The following is an 18,244-nucleotide window of genomic DNA, read 5'->3' as shown; positions in this document are numbered from 1 at the left end:
TCCTCTACAGTTTCACTGCCGCATTGCCGCCGTCGGCCCAAAGGGCCGAGCCGGTAACGAAGCTCGCCATGTCGCTGGCGAGAAACAGGGCGGCCCGGGCGATTTCGGCCGGGGTGGCCAAGCGTTTCTGGGCGTGAAGGCCGGCGGCCCAGGCTTGCTGGGCGGCATCGCCCGCCATGGCGGTGACGGTGCCCCCAGGCAGCAGGGCGTTGGCGCGGATGCCGGCTGCGGCGTAGTCGGCGGTCAGGCCCTTGACCAGGCCGAGAAGGCCGGCCTTGGCCGCGCCATAGGCCCCCATGCCGGGCAGGCCGGCACTGACGCCGACGAAACTCCCGGTGAAGATGAGCGCGCCGCCGCCCCGCCGCAGCAGGGCCGGCACCTGGACCCTCGCCCCCAGGAAAGCCGCCGTCAGGTTGACCGCCAGTGCCCGCTCCCAGGCCGCGACCGGCAGTTCGGCAAAGGGGGCGGCGAGGCCGACGTCGCCCGCATTGTTGAAGGCGATATCGAGGCCGCCGAAGGCATCGACCGCCCCGGCGACCAATGCCTCGTGCGTGGCCTCGGCCGTCACGTCGCCAGGCACGGCCAGGGCCCTGCCCCCGGCGGCCGAGATTTCCGTGACCAGGCTTTCGAGAGAGGCGGGCCTTCGCGCATTCACCACCAGGCTTGCCCCTTCCCGCGCAAAGCAAAGTGCCGCGGCCCGGCCAATGCCGGACCCCGCCCCCGTGATCAAAGCCACCTTGTTCGCCAGCAAGCCCATGCGGGTGATCCTCCGTTTCGACGCGGGAGACGGTAACAAGCGAATCACCCTTCGCCTTTCGCGCGCTTGCGCCGCAATCCCTGCCCATATCGGGCAGTGCCCGGGGTTGGGCAGGCGTGCATACTGCGGCCAACAGCGCAGCCCATGCGCGGGATCGAGGGGAAGCACCATGGCCCGGAACCACGACGACAAGAGCAAAGACAAGCGCGGCCTGGACCGGAGGTCGCTGCTGATCGGCGCGGCCGGCGGCGCCGCGGTCGCGGGCGCGGCGGGGGCCGGCGTGGTGGCGCTGGACCGGACGGCGCGGAAGCTGGTGACGCCGGCGGCGGTCGAGGGTGGCGGGCCGGCGGAGATCGCCGAATCCTTTGCCGACTCCAGGCCCGCCTATGCCGAACACCCGAAGCCGGCGGCGGAGGCGCCGAACCTGATCGTCATCGTGCTCGACGATGTCGGCTTTGCCGATCTCGGCTGCTACGGCAGCGAGATCGCGACCCCGAACATGGACCGGATCGCGGCCGAGGGCCTGCGCTATGCCAATTTCCGCACCTGCGCCATGTGCTCGCCCACCCGGGCCGCCCTGATGACCGGGCTGAACCACCATTCCGCCGCCGTCGGCTGGCTGGCGGATCTCGACGCCGGCTACCCGGGCTATCGCGGCGACCTGACGCCGGAAGCGGCGACCATGGCGGAAGTCTTGCAGGAAAAGGGCTGGTCCACCCTGCATGTCGGCAAGTGGCATGTGAATGTCGCCCACAGCAACGGCGCCAACGGCCCGACCCACAATTGGCCGACCCATCGGGGCTTCGAGCGCGCCTATTGGTTCCAGGGCCATTCGACCGATTACTTCCGCCCGGCGGAATTGCTGGAAGGCACGGCCCCGGTCGAAGTGCCGCCGAGCGACGACTACTTCGTGCTCGACGACCTGACCGAGCGCGCCATCGCCTATCTGAACACCCAGCAGGCGCTGGACCCGGACCGGCCCTTCTTCCTCCAGGTCGCCTATCCCGCCGCCCATTCGCCGCTCCAGGCCCGCCCGGCCGAGCGCGACGCCTACAAGGGCCGCTACGACGTCGGCTGGGACGTGATCCGGGCGGAGCGGCTGAAGCGCCAGCGCAGCCTGGGCCTCGTCCCCGAGACCACGGAACTGCCGCCGCTCGCCCCCGGGATCGCCGCCTGGGACCAGCTGGGGGCGGCGGAACAGCGGCTCTATGCCCGCTATATGGAAGTCTATGCCGGGCTGATCACCCATCTCGACCGTTCGATCGGCAAGCTGCTGGCGGCGCTCGACACCCTCGGCCGGCGCGAGAACACGATGATCGTGCTGATCTCGGACAACGGCGGCTCGGCGGAAGGCACGCCGACCGGCACGCCCAATGTCTTCGCCGCCGCCTTCGGCCGGCCCGTCCCCCTCGAGGAAGCGGCCAAGCTCTATGACATCATGGGCGAGGACCCGACCTTCCCCCATTACCCGGTGGGCTGGGCCTGTGCCTCGAACACGCCGTTCCGGCTCTACAAGCAATATGCCCACCTGGGCGGGGTGGCCGATCCGCTGCTGGTTTCATGGCCGCGCGGGATCGCGGCCCGGGGCGAGATCCGCCACCGCTTCGTCCATGTCATCGACCTCTATCCGACCATCCTGGAGGCGCTGAAGGTGGAACGCCCCGCGACCTACGGCGGGCGGAAGCTGAAACCCCTGGAAGGGGCGAGCGTCGCCGCCACCTTCGCCAGCGACAAGGCCCCGACGCGGACCGAGCAATATTTCGAGCTGGGCGGCCAGCGCGCCTATATGGACGGCGACTGGCGCCTGGTGACGCGGCACGAGCGCGGCAGCGACTATGCCGGCGACCGCTGGGAACTCTACGATCTCTCCAGGGAAGTCAACGAACTGACCGACCTCGCCGGCCAGCACCCGGAGAAAGTGGCGGAACTGGCGGAGAAATGGCAGGCAGCCGCGGTCCGCTATGGCGTCTTCCCGCTCGACGACCGCAACCTGATCGTCAAGCTGGGCCAGGACCGCCAGCGCCAGGGCGTCCGCCCCGACTGGAGCTTCCGCCCGCCGATGGACCGGATCTCGGCCCATCTGGCGCCCCAGGTCGGCGGCCTCGGCCATGAGATCATCGCCGAGATCGAGCGCCTGCCCGGCCAGGGCGACGGCGTCCTGGTCGCCTGCGGCTCGCGCCATGCCGGCTATGCCCTGTTCATCCACCAGGGCCGGCTGGTCTACGAGCAGAACCTCGCCCCCTGGGTGGAGCGGCTGGAAAGCCCGGCCCCCCTGCCCGAGGGCCGGATCCAGGTGCGCTTCGTCCAGACCATGGTCTCGCGCCCGTTCGAGGGCGGCGGCGCGCTCTATCTCGGCGGCGAGAAACTGGTCGAGCGGCCGTTCGCCCGCATCCTTCTGTCCACCTCCTATGACGGGCTGTCGCTGGGCGCCGACCTCGGCAACCGGGTCTCCACCCTCTATACCGGTCCCAACCCGTTCCAGGGCCGCCTGATCGAGCTGCGTTACAAAATCGACAATACGCCTTTCGGGCCGCTGGAGAGCAAGCGCCTGATCGACAGTATCGGCATCAGGGTGTGATCGATTTCGTTACCATCCCCGCCGGCACCTATGACGTCGGCTCGGATGAGCATTATCCGGAGGAGCGGCCGGCGCGGCGCGTCCCGCTCGCCGCCTTCGAAATCGCCGCCCGCCCGGTCAGCAACCGGGATTTCGCCCGCTTCGCCGCCGCCACCGGCTATGTTACATCGGCGGAGCGGGGCGAGCGGCCGGGCTCGGCCGTGTTCCGCATGACGCCCGGGCCGGTCGACCTGCGCGACCCCGGGCAATGGTGGCATTTCGTCGAGGGCGCCTGCTGGCATGCGCCGCTGGGGCCGGGCTCGGCGGCCGCGGCGGACGACCTGCCCGTGGTCCATGTCGCCCGGGACGATGCCCTGGCCTTCTGCGCCTGGGCCGGCGCCCGCCTGCCGCGGGAAGAGGAATGGGAGGCGGCGGCGCGCGGCGGCCTGGCCGGCGCGCCCTATGCCTGGGGCGACAGCTTCATGCCGGACGGCCGCCTGATGGCCCATGTCTGGACCGGGGCCTTTCCCTGGTATTTCGCCCGCGGCACGCCGGGCCCTGCCGCCATCGGCCGCTATCCCGCCAATGGCTACGGGCTGTTCGACATGATCGGCAATGTCTGGGAATTGACCGGCAGCCGGTTCGCAAGCGCCGGCGACTGCGGCTGCACGGGCGGCGGGGGTGAAACCCCCTATGTCGCCAAGGGCGGTTCGTTCCTGTGCGCCGGGGAATATTGCCGGCGCTATCGCCCGGCGGCGCGGATCGGCGTCGCCGCCGACGCCGGCTCGGCCAACGTCGGCTTTCGCTGCGCGCGCTGACCGCCGCCCCGGCAGCCCCGGGTTACAGAAAGCCGGCGAGACGGCGGGTGATCAGGCCCTCGGCCTCGGCCATGATGCGGTCGATCAAGTCCTTCACCGTGGGCACGTCGTGGATCAGGCCGGCGACCATGCCGCAGCTCCAGGCGCCCGCGTCCATGTCGCCGTCGATCATCACCTTCGGGTAGATGCCGGCGACCTGGTCGTAGATGTCGCCGATGGTCAGGGCATCGCCCTTGTCCCGCTCGATCTCGAGGATGCGGGCGACGCCCGGGTTGTTGATCACCCGCTCGGTATTCTTCAGCGAGCGCATGATCAGGCGGGTGTCGAGTTCGGAGGCGGCGACCAGGGCCTGCTTCACATTCTCGTGCACCGGGGCTTCCTTGGTGGCAATGAAGCGGGTGCCCATGTTCACGCCCTCGGCGCCGAGCGCCAGCGCCGCGACCAGGCTGCGCCCGTCCGCCATGCCGCCGGAGGCGATGAAGGGGATCTTCAATTCCTCGGCCGCGCGGGGCAGCAGGATCATGTTGGGCACATCGTCCTCGCCCGGGTGGCCGCCGCATTCGAAGCCGTCGACGCTGACCGCGTCGCAGCCGATCCGCTCCGCCTTCAGGGCGTGACGGACCGAGGTACATTTGTGGACGACCTTGATCCCCGCCGCCTTCAGGGCCGGCATGTATTTCTCGGGGCTGCGGCCCGCGGTCTCGACCACGCGGACGCCGCCCTCGACGATGGCGGCGATATATTCCGGATAGGGCGGGTCGGCGAATGTCGGCAGGAAGGTGAGGTTGACGCCGATCGGCTTGTCCGTCAGGTCGCGGGCGCGGCCGATCTCGCGGGCGAGGAGTTCGGGCGTCTTCTGCGTCAGGCCGGTGATGATGCCGAGGCCGCCGGCATCGGAAACCGCCGCCGCCAGCGGCGCCAGGCCAACGAAATGCATGCCGCCCTGCACGATCGGGTGCTGGATGCCCAGAAGTTCTGTGATCCGCGTTTTCACGTCTCGCTCTCCCCTTTATGGTTGGCAACACTGTTACCACCGGGGGAGAGGGGTCACAAGGGCGCCGTCACTCGCGGCATTCGCCGGTCAGATTGCGGGTGAACGCGCCCCGGACGGCGGCCGACGGCAGGCCCTGCGCCAGCAGGTGGTGCAGCTTGGTGAAGGCCGCCTCGAAGGTGAGGTCGCGGCCGTCGATCACCCCGGCCTTGACCAGGGCGGACCCCGCGGCATAGGTGCCGAGCCGGACCCCGCCGTGCAGCGCCTGGGACAGGGCGACGACGACCACGCCCCGATTCATGGCCCGTTCGAGGAAGCCGAGCATGCGCCCGCCGAGCCCGGGCACGGTACCGCTGCCGTAGCATTCGAGGATCAGGCCCTGGGGCCCGAGGTCGAGCAGGGCGTCGAGCAGGGCCGGCTGCATCCCCGGCACCACCCGCAGCGACAGCACGGTGGCGCCGAACTGATCCGGCAGTTCGAAGGCGAGGCCGCCGGTATCGGGCTGTTTCACCGCTTCGGCATCGATCGAGAGACTGTCGTCCAGGCGGGCGAGCGGCGGATGATTGGGACTGTCGAAGCCGGCGAAATCGCTGGACGAGACCTTGGTGGTGCGGCAGCCGCGATAGAGCACCCGGTCGAAGGCGAGGCCGACCCCGGACAGGGCCGGGCAGGCGGCGAAGGTCAGGGCCGAGACGACATTGTCGAGCGCGTCCGAGCCCGGGGTTTCCAGGGGCACCTGGGCCCCGGTCACGATCACCGGCTGATCGATGCCGCGCAGCATGAAGCCGAGCGCCGAGGCGGTATAGGCCATGGTATCGGTGCCGTGCAGGATGACGAAACCGTCGTAGCGGTTGCACCGCTCGGCGATATGGCGGGCGATGCGCAGCCAGTCCGCGGGCTCCGCCTCGGCGCTGTCGATCGGCTCGTCCAGGCTTTCGATCGAGAACAGGGGCAATTGCCCGCCCCAGGGCGCCAGCTTGACGGCCAGCGCGGTCGGCAGGTCGCGCTGCGGCGACAGGCCGTCGGCCGATTGGCGCATGCCGATCGTGCCACCGACATAGACGACGAGAATCCGCCGATTGAGGTCCAGATCCGACAGCGCCACCCTCAAACTCCGCCCCACTGCACTGTTTACCCCCGCAATATTGCCCAGGGGGTATTGCCCAAGGGGGGTAGGAAAGACCGGCGGGAGATTGCCCCTCTGCCCGAACCCGGCGCCCCTTCCGGCGATCTTACTCCAGCAATCGGCGCGCGAATACGGGCTTGGGCGGAGAAAACAGGGCCGCCCCTACCCTCGACGGTCTGTCCCCTCAACCGTTTCGACCGGCGACGATGCGGTTCGGCGCCGCGTCCGGCGTACCGTGCAGGACGCAATGGGTTCCGGCCGGCGTGTGCATGGTGGCGACGCAGCGATTGCAGGCGGTACAGCCCGAGGACGGCAGCCCGGCCTGGAACCGCCGCACCAGATCGGGGTCATGCAGCAGCGCCCGGCCGAGCACGACGGCATCGAAACCGTCGGCCAGCGCCGTCCGCACCCCGGCCATCGACGTCACCCCGCCGAGATAGCCGAGCGGCAGCCGCGTCGCCGCCCGGACCGCGCGCGACGGCTCGCGGAAATAAAGCTCGCGGAAGTCGAGGCGGCGCGGCTGCATCAGCGCCAGGGCGGACAGGGCGAGGCGGGCAAGACGGTTCGGCTCGGCCGCCTTCATCTCGGCGACCGGCATTTTCGAGCCGAAGATCCACCACGGCGCCTGCACGTTCATGCCGCCGCTGAGCACCAAAAGATGGGCGCCGTCGCCTTCGAGCAGGCGGGCCAGCGCGACGACATCGGCGATGCCGTTGCCGCCGCGATAGCCCTCGAAGACGCCGATCTTGCACAGGACGGCCATGCGGCCGCCGACCGCATCCAGCACCCGTTGCAGCACCAGGCGGGGAAAGCGGGCGCGGCCCGCCATGTCGCCGCCGAAACGGTCGCGGCGCCGGTTTTCCCCCGGCGACAGGAACTGGCTGAGCAGGTAGCCGTGGCCCATGTGGATCTCGACCGCATCGAAGCCGGCCTCGCCCGCAAGCCGCGCCGCCACCGCGAAACCATCGGCCAGGGCTTCCAGTTCCGCCTCGGCCAGGGGCCGCTTGAAGGGCGTGCCGTGCAGGGCGCCGGTCGGGTTGAACCCGCCGGAAGCACTGCCCGGGCGCCGGCCGTCCGCCGGCCGGAGGAAGGAAAAGGCGCCGCCATGGGTGATCTGCAACGATGCCGCCGCCCCTTCGCGGTGGACCGCATCGGTCAGCACGCGCAAGGGGGCGACCGCCTCGTCGTGCAGGCAAAGCTGGTCGGCAAAGGTCCGGCCCGCGGGCGAAATCGCGCCATAGGCGACGGTGCAAAGCGCCGCCCCGCCCGCCGCGATGGCCCGGTGATGTTCCACCAGGGCCCGGGTCGGCAGGCCGTCCCGGCTCATGCCCTCGTTCGCCCCCGACTTGATGAAGCGGTTGCGAAGCGTCAGCGGCCCCAGGCGCAAGGGCGTGAAAGCCATGTCGATCGTCATTTCCTGCCCCGCGGTTCTCCCCTTTGGAACAGTAGAAAAGCCGATCGCCGCCCCGCCACCTCCAAAGGGATTAGCCGCCCGCCTATGTTTCTCGCCTATGTTTCTCGCCTGTGTTTCCTGCATTCCACCCCTGTGCCGCAACAGGCTGGCGCCGGGCCCGGGCCGCTTTTAGCATTTTTATCGGCACATCCCCCTAAACAACACCGACGATCAGGAGAATTGTCATGAGCAAGGGCAGGACGCTGAAACTGGGCGCCTTCATGCGGCCGATCAGCATTCACACCGGCGCCTGGCGGTTTCCCGGCGCGGTGCCGGACGCCAATTTCAACCTCGAGGAATTGATCCGCTCGATCAAGAAGCTGGAGGCGGCGAAATTCGACGCTTTCTTCATGGCCGATCACCTGGCCGTGCTGAACATGCCGATCGAGGCGCTGCGCCGCAGCCATACGGTGACCTCCTTCGAGCCCTTCACCCTGCTGTCGGCGCTGGCCATGGTGACGGAACGGATCGGGCTGATCGCCACCGCCTCCACCACCTTCGACGAGCCGTTCCACATCGCCCGGCGCTTCGCCTCCCTCGACCACATCAGCCAGGGCCGGGCGGGGTGGAACATCGTCACCACCTCGAACCCGGATGCGGCGCTGAACTTCGGGCGCGACGACCACATGGACCATGGCGAGCGCTATCGCCGGGCGCGGGAATTCTATGACGTGGTCACCGGCCTCTGGGACAGTTTCGCCGACGACGCCTTCATCCGCGATGCGGCCTCGGGCCTCTATTTCGACCCGGACCGCCTGCACCGGCTGGACCACCGGGGCGAGTTCCTGTCGGTGCGCGGACCCCTGCATATCGCCCGGCCGGTCCAGGGCTGGCCGGTGATCGTGCAGGCCGGCGCCTCGGAACCCGGGCGGCAGCTGGCGGCGGAAACCGCCGAGCTGGTCTTCTGCGCCCCCGGCACGATCGCAGGGGCGCGCAGCTATTACGCCGACGTGAAGGGCCGGATGGAAAAGATCGGCCGCGACCCGGAGCATATGAAGATCCTGCCCGGCGCCTTCGTCGTCACCGCCGATTCGGTCGAGGAGGCGCGGGAGAAGCACCTGCTGCTGGACAGCCTGGTCCATGAGGAAAGCGCCATCGCCTCGCTTTCGATCGCGCTCGGCACCGATGTCTCGGGCTTCGACCTGGACGGCCCCCTGCCCGAGATCCCGGACTCCAACGCAAGCAAGAGCGGCCGTGCCCAGACCATCGCCCTCGCCCGGCGCGAGGGCCTGACGGTGCGCCAATTGGCGCGGCGCCTCGGCGGCTATGCCGGGCTCAGCTTCGTCGGCACCGCCAAGACCATCGCCGACGAGATGGAGGAATGGCTGGAAACCCGGGCCAGCGACGGTTTCAACGTCATGTTCCCCTGGCTCCCCGGCGGGCTGGACGCCTTCGTCGACAAGGTGGTGCCGGAGTTGCGGCGCCGCGGCCTCTTCCGCCGCGAGTACGAAGGGCGGACACTGCGGGAAAACCTGGGCCTGCCCCGGCCGGCCAACCGCTTCTTTCCCTGACGCCCCTCAAGGTGCCCGATGCTGACCGACGAGCAACTCGACCGCTATGCCCGCCATATCATCCTGCGCGAGGTCGGCGGCGCCGGCCAGGCGCGGCTGCTGGCGGCCCGGGTGCTGATCGTCGGCGCCGGCGGGCTGGGGGCGCCGGCCGCGCTCTATCTCGCGGCGGCCGGGGTCGGCACCATCGGCCTCGTCGACGACGACACGGTCTCGCTGTCCAACCTCCAGCGCCAGATCATCTATGCCGGCGCCGACCTCGGCCGGCCCAAGGTGGCGGCTGCCGCCGATACGCTGGCCCGGCTCGACCCCGGCATCCGGGTCGTCGGCCATCCCCTGCGTTTGGACGATGCCGCCGCCCGCGACCTCGTTCAGGGTTACGACCTGATTCTCGACGGGACGGATAATTTCGCCACCCGCCACATCGTCAACCGGGCCTGCGTCGCCGCCGGGCGGGTGCTCGTCTCCGGTGCCGTCGCCCAGTTCGAGGGGCAGGTCGCCACCTTCACGGGCCACCTGAAGGGGGCGGCGCATCCCTGTTACCATTGCTTCGTGCCCGAGGGGACGGCCGCGGCCGCCGGTTGCGCGGCCCAGGGCGTTCTCGGGGCGGTGACCGGCGTCGTCGGCAGCCTGATGGCGGTCGAGGCGCTGAAGGAACTGACCGGCGCCGGCGACAGCCTGGCCGGCCGCCTCGTTCTCTACGATGCGTTGAGTACCCGCTTCCGCACCCTCCGCCTTGCCAAGGACCCCGCCTGCCCGGTGTGCAGCGGGGGATAGGACCCCCGCCATGACCGAAGCCCCCGCCCCCGCCGAAGCCCCCGCCCCCGTCTCTCCCTATGGCGAGGAGGATTTCCAGCGGCTGCGGCGCATGATCGGCCCGGCCGTGGACGCCTGGACCGCGCTGACCGATCCGCTCTTTCTCGGGCTCGGGAATATCCCGGCGCAAGGGCCGGTGCTGCTGGTCGGCAATCACGGCATGATGGGCACGCTCGATGCCGGCGTGATGGCCTTCGGCCTGAAGCGGCGCCTGGGCATCTGGCCGCGCGGCCTTGCCGACCATATCCATTTCGCCATCCCGCGCTGGCGCGACCTGTTCAGGGCGGCGGGCGCGGTCGAAGGTACGCCGGACGGCTTCCGCGGCCTGATGGCGCTGAAGTCCCATGTCGTCGTCTATCCGGGCGGGGTCGGCGAAGTGTTCAAGCGCCGGGGCGAGAAATACCGCCTGCGCTGGAAGCAGCGCCTGGGCTTCGCCCGCCTCGCCATCGAGGCCGGCTGCCCGGTGGTGCCCTTTTCCGCGGTCGGGGCGGACGACAGCTATTCGGTCCTGCTCGGCTCGGACGAGATCCTGAAGATCCCGGGCGCCGGGGCCCTGGCCCGGCGCCTGAAGCTGAAGAGCGACTATCTCGGCCTCTACCGCGGCTTGGGCCTGACCGCCCTGCCCCGGCCCGAGCGCTATTACTTCAGCTTCGCCCCGGCGATCGACACCGCCCGCTTCAAGGGCGAGGCCACGGACGACAATGCCTGGACGCTGCGCCGCGAGGTGGAGGCAGCGATCGAAGCCGGGCTCGACGACCTGCTCGCCCGGCGCGAGCACGACCCCCTGCGCCCCTTGCGCCGCCGCCTGATACCGCTGGCGCGGCAGGTGCTCGACCGGGCCCGCGGGCGGGCGCCGGCCGAGCAGGACGAGAGGGGGCGGGACGAGGAAGGCTGAGGCTCAGAACTCGACGTCGAGTTCTTCCAGTTCCTCCGGCTCGGCCAGGGCGGCCTTGGTCCATTCCTGCATCTGGGGCAGGTTCAGGATGCGGTTGGCATAGGCCTGGCACTTGCGGTCCAGCTTCACGTCATAAGTCTTGAAGCGGGTACAGACCGGGGCGAACATCGCGTCCGCGATGGTCAGCTTGGCGCCGAACAGATAGGGGCCGCCGTAAGTATCGAGGCAGGTGCGCCAGATGCCGATCACATGGTCAATGTCGGCCTGGGCGCCGGCCCAGACCTTGAAGCCGGGGAAATGGCTCTTCAGGTTCATGGGCAGGGCGGAGCGCAGGTTGGCGAAGCCCGAATGCATCTCGCCCGAAACCGCGCGGCAATGGGTGCGGGCGGCCAGATCCTCCGGCAGGAGGGAGGCGCCGGGAATCACTTCCTGGAGATATTCGGCGATCGCCAGCGTATCCCAGACCGTGATGTCGCCATGGGTCAGCGCCGGCACCTTGAACGAAGGCGAGAGCAGCAGGAGTTCGGCGCGGGTGCCCGGATCGTCGATCGACAGGGCCTTCTCCTCGAATTCGAGGCCGGCCAGCTTGCACAGCAACCAGCCGCGCAGCGACCAGGAGGAATAGTTCTTGCTGCTGATGGTCAAAGTGGCCTTCGCCATGGACATCCTGCCTCGCTTCTTGGGGTTCCTGCCCTAACCGACCTTTTGGTTCACTCAGGCTGAAAAATACTGCCACCTTTGCTGCATTGCACTCAAGTCCGCTCGTATCGCGCGTTAGACCAAAGGCGGAAATTGGTCCAATCCCAGATTTGACGACAGTTCCCTGTTGCACTCAGTGATCCGACCCGTTGATATTGTGGCAGTGCAGCGAAAAATGCACGGGCGTTTTCGTTCTAGTAAGCCCTTTGGGGTAAGCATTTTTCGGACCCTGATGCCAAGCGAGCCGGTGACGCATGATCTATGAGATCTACCAAGCGCAGTCAGACATGCTGGACCCGCTCCGCGCCGCGGCGCGCGGGACGGCGACCGTGTTGCGTAATCCGCTGCTGTCCGGGCTTTCCGCCTTCTACCCCTACCGCGCCTTCACCGCGGCTTTCGACGTTTTCGGCCATACCCGCCTCACGCACGACCGCCCGCCCTTCGACATCAAGTCGGTGGTGACCGGCAACCGCGAAGTGCCGGTGACCGAGGTGGCGGAATATTCCACCCCCTTCGGCACCCTGCTGCACTTCAAGAAGGACACGGCGGTCAGCCAGCCGCCGGTGCTGGTGGTCGCCCCCCTGTCGGGCCATTTCGCCACCCTGCTGCGCGGCACGGTGGTGACCCTGCTTCAGGACCACGACGTCTATATCACCGACTGGCACAATGCCCGGGACGTGCCGGTCTCGGCCGGCCCGTTCGGCTTCGACGAATATGTCGAGCATGTCGTGACCTTCCTCGAGAAGATCGGCACCCGCGGCCATCTGGTCGCGGTGTGCCAGCCCTGCGTCCATGCCCTGGTCGCGGTCATCGTCATGGCGATGAACGAGAACCCGATGCAGCCGCGCAGCATGACCCTGATGGCCGGCCCGATCGACTGCCGGGTCAACCCGACCGTGGTCAACAAGCTCGCCACCGACAACCCGATCGAATGGTTCGAGAAGAACCTGATCACCACCGTGCCCCGGCGCCTGAAGGGCGCGGGCCGGCGGGTCTATCCGGGCTTCACCCAATTGTCCGCCTTCATGAGCATGAACGCGGACCGCCACGTCAAATCGCACCGCGACCTCTATAACAATCTCGCCAAGGGCGAGTGGGAAAAGGCCGAGGCGGCCCGCACCTTCTACGACGAATATTTCGCCGTCCTCGACCTGACCGCCGAATTCTACCTGGAAACCGTGAACCGCGTGTTTCAGGAATACGAACTGGCCACCGGCAAGATGTATTGGAAGGGCCAGAAGGTCGATCCCAGCGCGGTCCGCCGCACCGCCCTGTTCACCGTCGAGGGCGAGCGCGACGACATCTGCTCCGTCGGCCAGACCGTCGCCGCCCATGATCTCTGTAGCCGCATCCGCCCCTATCAGAAGAGCCACCACCTGCAACCCGGCGTCGGCCATTACGGCGTCTTCAACGGCAAGAAGTGGGAAGGCCAGATCTACCCCCGCATCAAGAACATGATCCTCGCCAACGAGTAGGGCTGCCGGCCGGGCCATGGCGCCGGACGATTGGGACGAGGCGAAGATCCGGGATCTCCTGGGCAGGATCAATTGTGTTCTGATCACGGATTTCGCCTTCGTCGCCATGTGCGAGCGCCAATGGCTCGACCCGGCCTATCCACATGATATGACCGGCAGGCCGGGCGACCGGGCGGGCACGCTGTTCTGGCTGGAAAGATTGCTCCCCGGAACCCCGCAGGCGGTCTTCGAAGACGCCATCGCCGACGTCGATCGCTTCATCGCCGACTGCTGGCTGGAATATAAGGACACGAACGAACCGGGCTGGATGGCTCGCGTCGACGCGGCGGTGCTGCGGGCCGCCGGCGCCCATCCCCGTATTGGCCGCGTGGCCATAAGGCAGATGATGCGTAACATCCTGCACGCCTATCGCTGAGCGCCGCCGGCCTCGCCCTTGCGGAGACCGCTCAATCAGGATCGCCCGCGCAGATCGCGGCTTGCAGGGAACGATTGCCGGCCGTAATGTGAGTGAGTGCTTACTCACACGAGGCTGCCATGACCACACCGGCCGAGACCCGAAAGCGCATCGTCCAGGCTTCCGTCCGCCTTTTCGCGCAGCAGGGCGTCGGCGCGACCACGACCCGGCATATCGCCGCCGAAGCCCGCATCGCCGAGGGTACGATCTACCGCCACTTCCCCTCGAAGGAAGCCCTGGCCGACGCCATCTTCCTCGAACATTACCTTCCCTTCGCCGATGCCCTGGACCGCCTGCAACAAGGCGCGGCCACTGCGGCGGCGCGGATGGGGGCCCTGGTCGGGCATTTCTACGCCGCCTTCGACCGGGACCGGGATCTCTTCTCCTATCTGCTGCTGGGCCCCCGCGCCGCCACCATGCGCCTGCCGCCGGGCACGGTGACGCCGGTTTCGGTCCTGCGCAGGGTGGTCGAGGGGGCGAGGGCGGAAGCGCCCGCCCGCTTCCCCGCCGGCGGCGCCGCGCTGGTGACGGCCCTCGTGCTCGGCATGATCCTGCAACCGGCGGAAGCCGTCGCGCTGGGCGAACTTCCGGGGCCCCTGGCGGATCAGGCGGCGCCGGTGGTCGGCGGCATCCTGCGCGTGCTCGGGCTCGAGGGGGAGGACCGGCCATGAGCGGGCGCATCTCCTTCCAGCCCCGGCCGGCGAATGGTTTCGCCGCGCAACTGCGCCCCCTGGCCGAACGGCTGCTGGACGATCCCGCGCGCCTGCGCCGGGGCCGCCGGCTGTTGCTGGTGAAGGGCCTCTGCTTCGGCGGGCTGGCGGCGCTGGCCTATGGCGGGCTGCTGAGTGCCGGCCCCTCGCCCGCCCAGGCGGCGCTGGCCGCCGTCGCCTTCGGCCTCGCGGCCCTGCTGCTGGCGATCAACATCGGCCATGACGGCGCCCATGGGACGCTGGTCCGCCGGCGTGGGCTGAACCACCTGCTGCAATTCCTGACCTTCGTGCCGATCGGGGTCGATGCCTATCTGTGGCGCTTCCGGCATATCGCCTCGCACCATGTCTTTCCGAATGTGAACGGCTCGGACATCGATATCGACGCCAACGCCTTCCTGCGGCTGTCGCCCAACCAGCCCTGGCGTGGGCGCTTCCGCTTCCAGCATCTCTATGCCCCCGCGGTCTATGGGCTGGTGGCGCTGCACAGCACCTGGGTCCAGGACTATGCCTATCTGTTCCAGCGCGACCTCGCCAATGCCCGCGACATCCGCCACCCCTGGCCGCGCTATCTCGAATTCGCGCTCGGCAAGGCGATCCATGTCGCGCTCTGGTTCGGCGTGCCGGCGCTGGTCCTGCCCTTTTCCGTCGCCGAATTGCTCGGCCTCTACCTGCTCGGGCTCGGGGTCATGTCGGTGGTCTTCGTGTTCATGCTGGTCGGCACCCATTTCTCGACCGCCGCCCTGTTTCCCGTGCCCGACGCCGAGGGCCGGCTCGGCCATGACTTCGCCGAACATGCCCTGGTCACCTCGATCGATTGGGCGCCCGCAAGCCCCATCGCCGGCTTCCTGGCGGGCGGCGCCAATACCCATGCCGCGCACCACCTGTTCCCGCGCGTGCCCCATGTCCACTACCGGGCGCTGACGCCGCTGATTGCCGAGACCGCCGGGCGCAACGGCCTCGCCTACAACCGGCGCAGCTTTCCCGGCATGGTGGCCGACCATTTCCGCTTCCTGTACCGCATGGGCCGCCCGGTCACGGCGCCGCCGAGCGCCGCCCGGCCGCAAGGCGGATGAGGACATAGGCCAGCAGCCCCGCCGGCCCCAGCAGCAGGGTCAGCACCAGGCAGGGCACCACCAGAAGATGGGGCACGCCCCGGCGCCGGGCGTCCCGCACTTCCCAGGCGCCGACGAAAAGATCGAAGGCAAGGTAATGGACCCAGCCGGTCAGGACCGCGACCGGACTGGTGAAAAGGCGCATCACGCCTTCCAGCGTATCGAAGCCCCCGCCCTCGACCCCGCCGGCAAAGGCGGCGCCCGCGCCCCCGGCCAGCAGCGCGACATAGACGGCGCCCAGGATGGCCGGCACCGCATAGCCCGCCACCACCTTCGGCCCCGGCGCCCAGCCGGGCGCCAGGATCAGCAGGGCCCAGAAGGGCAGCACGCCGTAATTGAAGACCAGGAACAGAAGATCAAGCGTTTCCCGCGCCATCAAGGCACCCCCAGTTGCCGCATCAGCGCGGCGGCATCGAACAGGCCCCAGCGTTCCTTGATCCGGCCGCTGTCGGCCTCCAGCTTCCAGAAGAAGGTTCCCGTCACCTCGACCCGGCTGCCGGTCGGGGCGATGCCGCGGAAGGGGCCGCGGTGGGTGCCGAAGAAGCGGCTGCGCACCGCCACCCGGTCGTCCTCGGCGACCATGTCGACGATCTCGACCTTGAGGTCGGGAAAGGCGGCATGCAGGCCGGCGATCTGGCTCTTCACGCCCTTCGGCCCGCGCACCGCCTCGCCGGGCGAGGAATGGTCGACGAAATCCGGCGCCACCTGGGCGTCGATCGCGGCGGCGTCATAGCGGTTGATGCTGCAATCGTAATGGTCGCGAATGATCGCCTTCAGGCGTTCCTTGTCCAGGCCCATGCGATCCTCCCTGGCTTTGTTCTGGTTCGTTGAAGCGGGAACGACAGCGCGGACATGATCGCATTTGTCATGAAATCCCGCTATCCCTTCGCGGGTCCGTTTCATGGGATGGTCATGACCGCTTCTCCCGGCCTCGGGGCACTGGCCCGCGCCTTCACCCGCATCGGCTTCATTTCCTTCGGCGGCGTCGCCGGGCAATTGGCCCTGATGCATGAGGAAGCGGTCGACCGCCGCCGCTGGATCGACGAGGCGACCTATCTCCGCGCGCTCAACTTCTGCATGCTGCTGCCGGGGCCCGAGGCGCAGCAGCTGGCGACCTTCATCGGCTGGCGGCTGGCCGGCTGGCGCGGCGCGATCGTCTGCGGCGGCCTGTTCATCCTGCCCGGCGCCCTGATCATGGCCGGCCTTGCCTATGTCGTCGCTGCCCATGGCGCGGTGCCGGCGATCGCCGCCCTGTTCACCGGGGTGAAGCCGGTCGTGGTCGGCATCGTCGCCGCCGCCCTGTGGCGGCTCGGCCGGCGGACCCTGACCGGCGCCCGGCCGCTGGCCCTGGCCCTGGCCGCCCTGGTCCTGATCCATTGGCTGGGCGCGCCCTTCCCGGCCATCGTCCTCGGCGCCGGCGTGATCGGCTGGTGGCTGTCGCGCGGGGACGGCGCCGGGCCGGCGGCCCTGACCGCGCCCTCGGCGGCGGCCTGGCGGCGGCTGGCGGCGCTGGTGCTGGTCTTCGCCCTGCTGTGGGCGGTGCCGGTCGGTCTGGCGGCCGGCCTTGCCGGCGGCGTGATGCCCGACCTTGCCCTGCTGTTCACCAAATCCGCCTTCGTCACCTTCGGCGGCGCCTATGCCGTGCTGCCCTATATCGCCGAACAGGCGGTCAATGTCTTCGGCTGGCTGGGCGCCGGGGAAATGGTCAACGGGCTGGCGCTGGCCGAAACCACGCCCGGGCCGGTGATCCTGGTGCTCGAATATGTCGGCTTCCTGGCCGCCTACAAGGCACCGGCGGGGCTCGATCCCCTGGCGGCGGGGCTGCTCGGGGCGGCCCTCGTCACCTATGTGACCTTCCTGCCCAGCTTCCTGTTCATCCTGGCGGGCGCGCCCATGGTCGAATATCTCGCCCGCTCGGCGGCCGCGGCCGGCGCGCTGGCGGCGATCACCGCCGCCGTCGTCGGCGTCATGGCCAATCTGGCGCTGTTCTTCGGCGAGGCCGTGCTCCTGCCCGGCGGCCGTTTCGACTGGACCATGGCGGCGATCGCGCTGGCCGCGCTGGTCGCCGTCATGCGTTTCGGCATCGCCGTGCACTGGCTGGTGGCGGCGGGCGCCGCCCTCGGCCTGGCGCTCTATAGTTAAAGCGCGGCCGCGATCTCGTCCACGATCGCCCGGGCCTTGGCGGCCGGATCCGGGCTGCGCAGGATGTCGCGGCCGACGACCACATGGTCGGCGCCGGCGGCGATCGCCTCGCCCGCGGTCATCACCCGCTTCTGGTCGTCCTTCGGGCTGTCGGCCGAGCGGATGCCGGGGGTCACGATCCTGATATGGGGCCCGAGCAGGCTGCGCAGCTTCGCCGCCTCGAAGCCGGAGGCGATGACGCCGTCGGCCCCCGCCTCCTTCGCCTTCAGGGCGCGGTGGACCACGAGATCCTCGAGCGGCATGGCAAAGCCCATGTCGGCCAGGTCGTTCTGGTCGAGCGAGGTCAGCACGGTGACGGCGAAGATCAGCGGCTTGCGGGCGCCGGCATCGGTCCGCGCCTGGACCGCGGCGCGGACGATCGGGGCATCGCCGGTCACGGTCAGGAATTCCGTGCCCGTGCGCGAGATATTGGCGGTGGCATTGCCCACCGTCGCGGCGATATCGGTCAGCTTGGCGTCGAGGAAGACTTTCTTGCCGAGGCGGAACAAGTCGTCCGCCAGCGACAGGCCGCCGCCGAACACCTGCTGCAAGCCGATCTTGTAGAAGGACACCGTATCGCCGAGCGCCGCGACCACGTTCCGCGCATCGATGACGCGCGGCACATCCAGGGCGACGATCAGGCGATCGCGCAGGGGAATGTCGAGACGGGCCTGCGGCGACGCCACGGCCGG

Annotated in this window: 18 protein-coding genes; 10 read left to right on the top strand and 8 right to left on the bottom strand. The window is 69.1% G+C overall.

The genetic code is table 11. The features are described 5' to 3' along the window. Positions 1–4: 4 nt before the first annotated feature. A complete protein-coding gene (locus DKG75_RS12395) occupies positions 5–757 on the bottom strand; it encodes an SDR family oxidoreductase (protein WP_109921431.1) in 753 nt (250 codons plus the stop codon). A gap of 169 nt (positions 758–926) precedes the next feature. On the opposite strand from DKG75_RS12395, the gene DKG75_RS12390 reads away from it, so the two are divergent. Both DKG75_RS12390 and DKG75_RS12385 read left to right on the top strand, forming a co-directional pair. Then, positions 927–3,335, top strand: coding sequence for an arylsulfatase (locus DKG75_RS12390; RefSeq protein ID WP_109921430.1), 2,409 nt, complete (start codon positions 927–929; stop codon positions 3,333–3,335). Then, positions 3,332–4,132, top strand: coding sequence for an SUMF1/EgtB/PvdO family nonheme iron enzyme (locus DKG75_RS12385; RefSeq protein ID WP_109921429.1), 801 nt, complete (start codon positions 3,332–3,334; stop codon positions 4,130–4,132). The genes DKG75_RS12390 and DKG75_RS12385 overlap by 4 nt, the downstream gene beginning before the upstream one ends. A 22-nt stretch (positions 4,133–4,154) precedes the next feature. Here DKG75_RS12385 and DKG75_RS12380 read toward each other — a convergent pair whose 3' ends face one another. The 3 genes from DKG75_RS12380 to DKG75_RS12370 all read right to left on the bottom strand — a co-directional run bounded on the left by DKG75_RS12380 (position 4,155) and on the right by DKG75_RS12370 (position 7,663). Beyond that, on the bottom strand, positions 4,155–5,126 hold the full coding sequence (locus tag DKG75_RS12380; RefSeq protein WP_109921428.1) for an NAD(P)H-dependent flavin oxidoreductase: 972 nt from the start codon (positions 5,124–5,126) through the stop codon (positions 4,155–4,157). A 67-nt stretch (positions 5,127–5,193) separates the two neighbouring features. Continuing rightward, a complete protein-coding gene (locus DKG75_RS12375) occupies positions 5,194–6,228 on the bottom strand; it encodes an asparaginase (protein ID WP_109921427.1) in 1,035 nt (344 codons plus the stop codon). A 205-nt stretch (positions 6,229–6,433) separates the two neighbouring features. Further along, positions 6,434–7,663 (bottom strand): NADH:flavin oxidoreductase, encoded by a 1,230-nt coding sequence (locus DKG75_RS12370; RefSeq protein WP_109921426.1) that lies wholly within the window; start codon positions 7,661–7,663, stop codon positions 6,434–6,436. Between the two features lie 224 nt (positions 7,664–7,887). On the opposite strand from DKG75_RS12370, the gene DKG75_RS12365 reads away from it, so the two are divergent. Genes DKG75_RS12365 through DKG75_RS12355 form a run of 3 tightly spaced genes read left to right on the top strand, consistent with a single transcriptional unit; the run spans position 7,888 to position 10,921 of the window. Then, positions 7,888–9,213: an LLM class flavin-dependent oxidoreductase gene (locus tag DKG75_RS12365; protein ID WP_109921425.1), complete on the top strand. Its 1,326-nt coding sequence runs from the start codon at positions 7,888–7,890 to the stop codon at positions 9,211–9,213. An 18-nt stretch (positions 9,214–9,231) separates the two neighbouring features. After that, positions 9,232–9,987, top strand: coding sequence for a HesA/MoeB/ThiF family protein (locus DKG75_RS12360; RefSeq protein WP_109921424.1), 756 nt, complete (start codon positions 9,232–9,234; stop codon positions 9,985–9,987). 10 nt (positions 9,988–9,997) lie between these two features. Beyond that, the gene (locus DKG75_RS12355) at positions 9,998–10,921 is read left to right on the top strand and encodes a lysophospholipid acyltransferase family protein (protein ID WP_109921423.1); all 924 of its coding nucleotides are present in this window, start codon (positions 9,998–10,000) and stop codon (positions 10,919–10,921) included. Between the two features lie 3 nt (positions 10,922–10,924). Here the strand turns inward: DKG75_RS12355 and DKG75_RS12350 are convergent, their stop codons facing one another. Then, positions 10,925–11,581, bottom strand: a complete 657-nt coding sequence (locus DKG75_RS12350; protein ID WP_109921720.1) for a glutathione S-transferase family protein — start codon at positions 11,579–11,581, stop codon at positions 10,925–10,927. Positions 11,582–11,907: 326 nt separating this feature from the next. On the opposite strand from DKG75_RS12350, the gene DKG75_RS12345 reads away from it, so the two are divergent. The 4 genes from DKG75_RS12345 (at position 11,908) to DKG75_RS12330 (ending at position 15,332) form a co-directional block, all read left to right on the top strand. Further along, a complete protein-coding gene (locus tag DKG75_RS12345) occupies positions 11,908–13,095 on the top strand; it encodes a polyhydroxyalkanoate depolymerase (protein WP_425086491.1) in 1,188 nt (395 codons plus the stop codon). 16 nt (positions 13,096–13,111) lie between these two features. Next, on the top strand, positions 13,112–13,510 hold the full coding sequence (locus tag DKG75_RS12340; protein ID WP_109921421.1) for a hypothetical protein: 399 nt from the start codon (positions 13,112–13,114) through the stop codon (positions 13,508–13,510). A 119-nt stretch (positions 13,511–13,629) separates the two neighbouring features. Next, a complete protein-coding gene (locus DKG75_RS12335; protein ID WP_109921420.1) occupies positions 13,630–14,220 on the top strand; it encodes a TetR/AcrR family transcriptional regulator in 591 nt (196 codons plus the stop codon). Further along, the gene (locus DKG75_RS12330; protein WP_109921419.1) at positions 14,217–15,332 is read left to right on the top strand and encodes a fatty acid desaturase family protein; all 1,116 of its coding nucleotides are present in this window, start codon (positions 14,217–14,219) and stop codon (positions 15,330–15,332) included. The genes DKG75_RS12335 and DKG75_RS12330 overlap by 4 nt, the downstream gene beginning before the upstream one ends. On the opposite strand, the gene DKG75_RS12325 is transcribed toward DKG75_RS12330, so the two are convergent. Both DKG75_RS12325 and DKG75_RS12320 read right to left on the bottom strand, forming a co-directional pair. Continuing rightward, on the bottom strand, positions 15,292–15,747 hold the full coding sequence (locus tag DKG75_RS12325) for an ABA4-like family protein (protein WP_109921418.1): 456 nt from the start codon (positions 15,745–15,747) through the stop codon (positions 15,292–15,294). The genes DKG75_RS12330 and DKG75_RS12325 overlap by 41 nt on opposite strands. Beyond that, entirely contained in the window at positions 15,747–16,169 is a 423-nt protein-coding gene (locus tag DKG75_RS12320; RefSeq protein ID WP_166646520.1) for an ester cyclase, read from the bottom strand. The genes DKG75_RS12325 and DKG75_RS12320 overlap by 1 nt, the downstream gene beginning before the upstream one ends. A 114-nt stretch (positions 16,170–16,283) precedes the next feature. On the opposite strand from DKG75_RS12320, the gene chrA reads away from it, so the two are divergent. After that, positions 16,284–17,513 carry a chromate efflux transporter gene (gene chrA, locus DKG75_RS12315; RefSeq protein ID WP_243746562.1) on the top strand — a complete coding sequence of 410 codons (1,230 nt, stop codon included), beginning with the start codon at positions 16,284–16,286 and terminating at the stop codon, positions 17,511–17,513. On the opposite strand, the gene pyrF is transcribed toward chrA, so the two are convergent. Next, positions 17,510–18,238: an orotidine-5'-phosphate decarboxylase gene (gene pyrF, locus DKG75_RS12310; protein ID WP_208112109.1), complete on the bottom strand. Its 729-nt coding sequence runs from the start codon at positions 18,236–18,238 to the stop codon at positions 17,510–17,512. The two genes, chrA and pyrF, sit on opposite strands and share 4 nt — an antisense overlap. Positions 18,239–18,244 lie beyond the last annotated feature (6 nt).

The organism is Zavarzinia compransoris (assembly GCF_003173055.1).
GTDB lineage: Bacteria > Pseudomonadota > Alphaproteobacteria > Zavarziniales > Zavarziniaceae > Zavarzinia > Zavarzinia compransoris.
This window is presented reverse-complemented; position numbering and strand designations above follow the sequence as displayed.

Excerpts from the sequence above, each read along its gene's own strand:
- DKG75_RS12395 (WP_109921431.1), bottom strand. The coding sequence starts at position 757 with ATGGGCTTGCTGGCGAACAAGGTGGCTTTGATCACGGGGGCGGGGTCC.
- DKG75_RS12390 (WP_109921430.1), top strand. The coding sequence starts at position 927 with ATGGCCCGGAACCACGACGACAAGAGCAAAGACAAGCGCGGCCTGGAC.
- DKG75_RS12370 (WP_109921426.1), bottom strand. The coding sequence starts at position 7,663 with ATGACGATCGACATGGCTTTCACGCCCTTGCGCCTGGGGCCGCTGACG.
- DKG75_RS12365 (WP_109921425.1), top strand. The coding sequence starts at position 7,888 with ATGAGCAAGGGCAGGACGCTGAAACTGGGCGCCTTCATGCGGCCGATC.
- DKG75_RS12360 (WP_109921424.1), top strand. The coding sequence starts at position 9,232 with ATGCTGACCGACGAGCAACTCGACCGCTATGCCCGCCATATCATCCTG.
- DKG75_RS12355 (WP_109921423.1), top strand. The coding sequence starts at position 9,998 with ATGACCGAAGCCCCCGCCCCCGCCGAAGCCCCCGCCCCCGTCTCTCCC.
- DKG75_RS12350 (WP_109921720.1), bottom strand. The coding sequence starts at position 11,581 with ATGGCGAAGGCCACTTTGACCATCAGCAGCAAGAACTATTCCTCCTGG.
- DKG75_RS12345 (WP_425086491.1), top strand. The coding sequence starts at position 11,908 with ATGCTGGACCCGCTCCGCGCCGCGGCGCGCGGGACGGCGACCGTGTTG.
- DKG75_RS12340 (WP_109921421.1), top strand. The coding sequence starts at position 13,112 with ATGGCGCCGGACGATTGGGACGAGGCGAAGATCCGGGATCTCCTGGGC.
- DKG75_RS12335 (WP_109921420.1), top strand. The coding sequence starts at position 13,630 with ATGACCACACCGGCCGAGACCCGAAAGCGCATCGTCCAGGCTTCCGTC.
- DKG75_RS12330 (WP_109921419.1), top strand. The coding sequence starts at position 14,217 with ATGAGCGGGCGCATCTCCTTCCAGCCCCGGCCGGCGAATGGTTTCGCC.
- DKG75_RS12325 (WP_109921418.1), bottom strand. The coding sequence starts at position 15,747 with ATGGCGCGGGAAACGCTTGATCTTCTGTTCCTGGTCTTCAATTACGGC.
- DKG75_RS12320 (WP_166646520.1), bottom strand. The coding sequence starts at position 16,169 with ATGGGCCTGGACAAGGAACGCCTGAAGGCGATCATTCGCGACCATTAC.
- chrA (WP_243746562.1), top strand. The coding sequence starts at position 16,284 with ATGACCGCTTCTCCCGGCCTCGGGGCACTGGCCCGCGCCTTCACCCGC.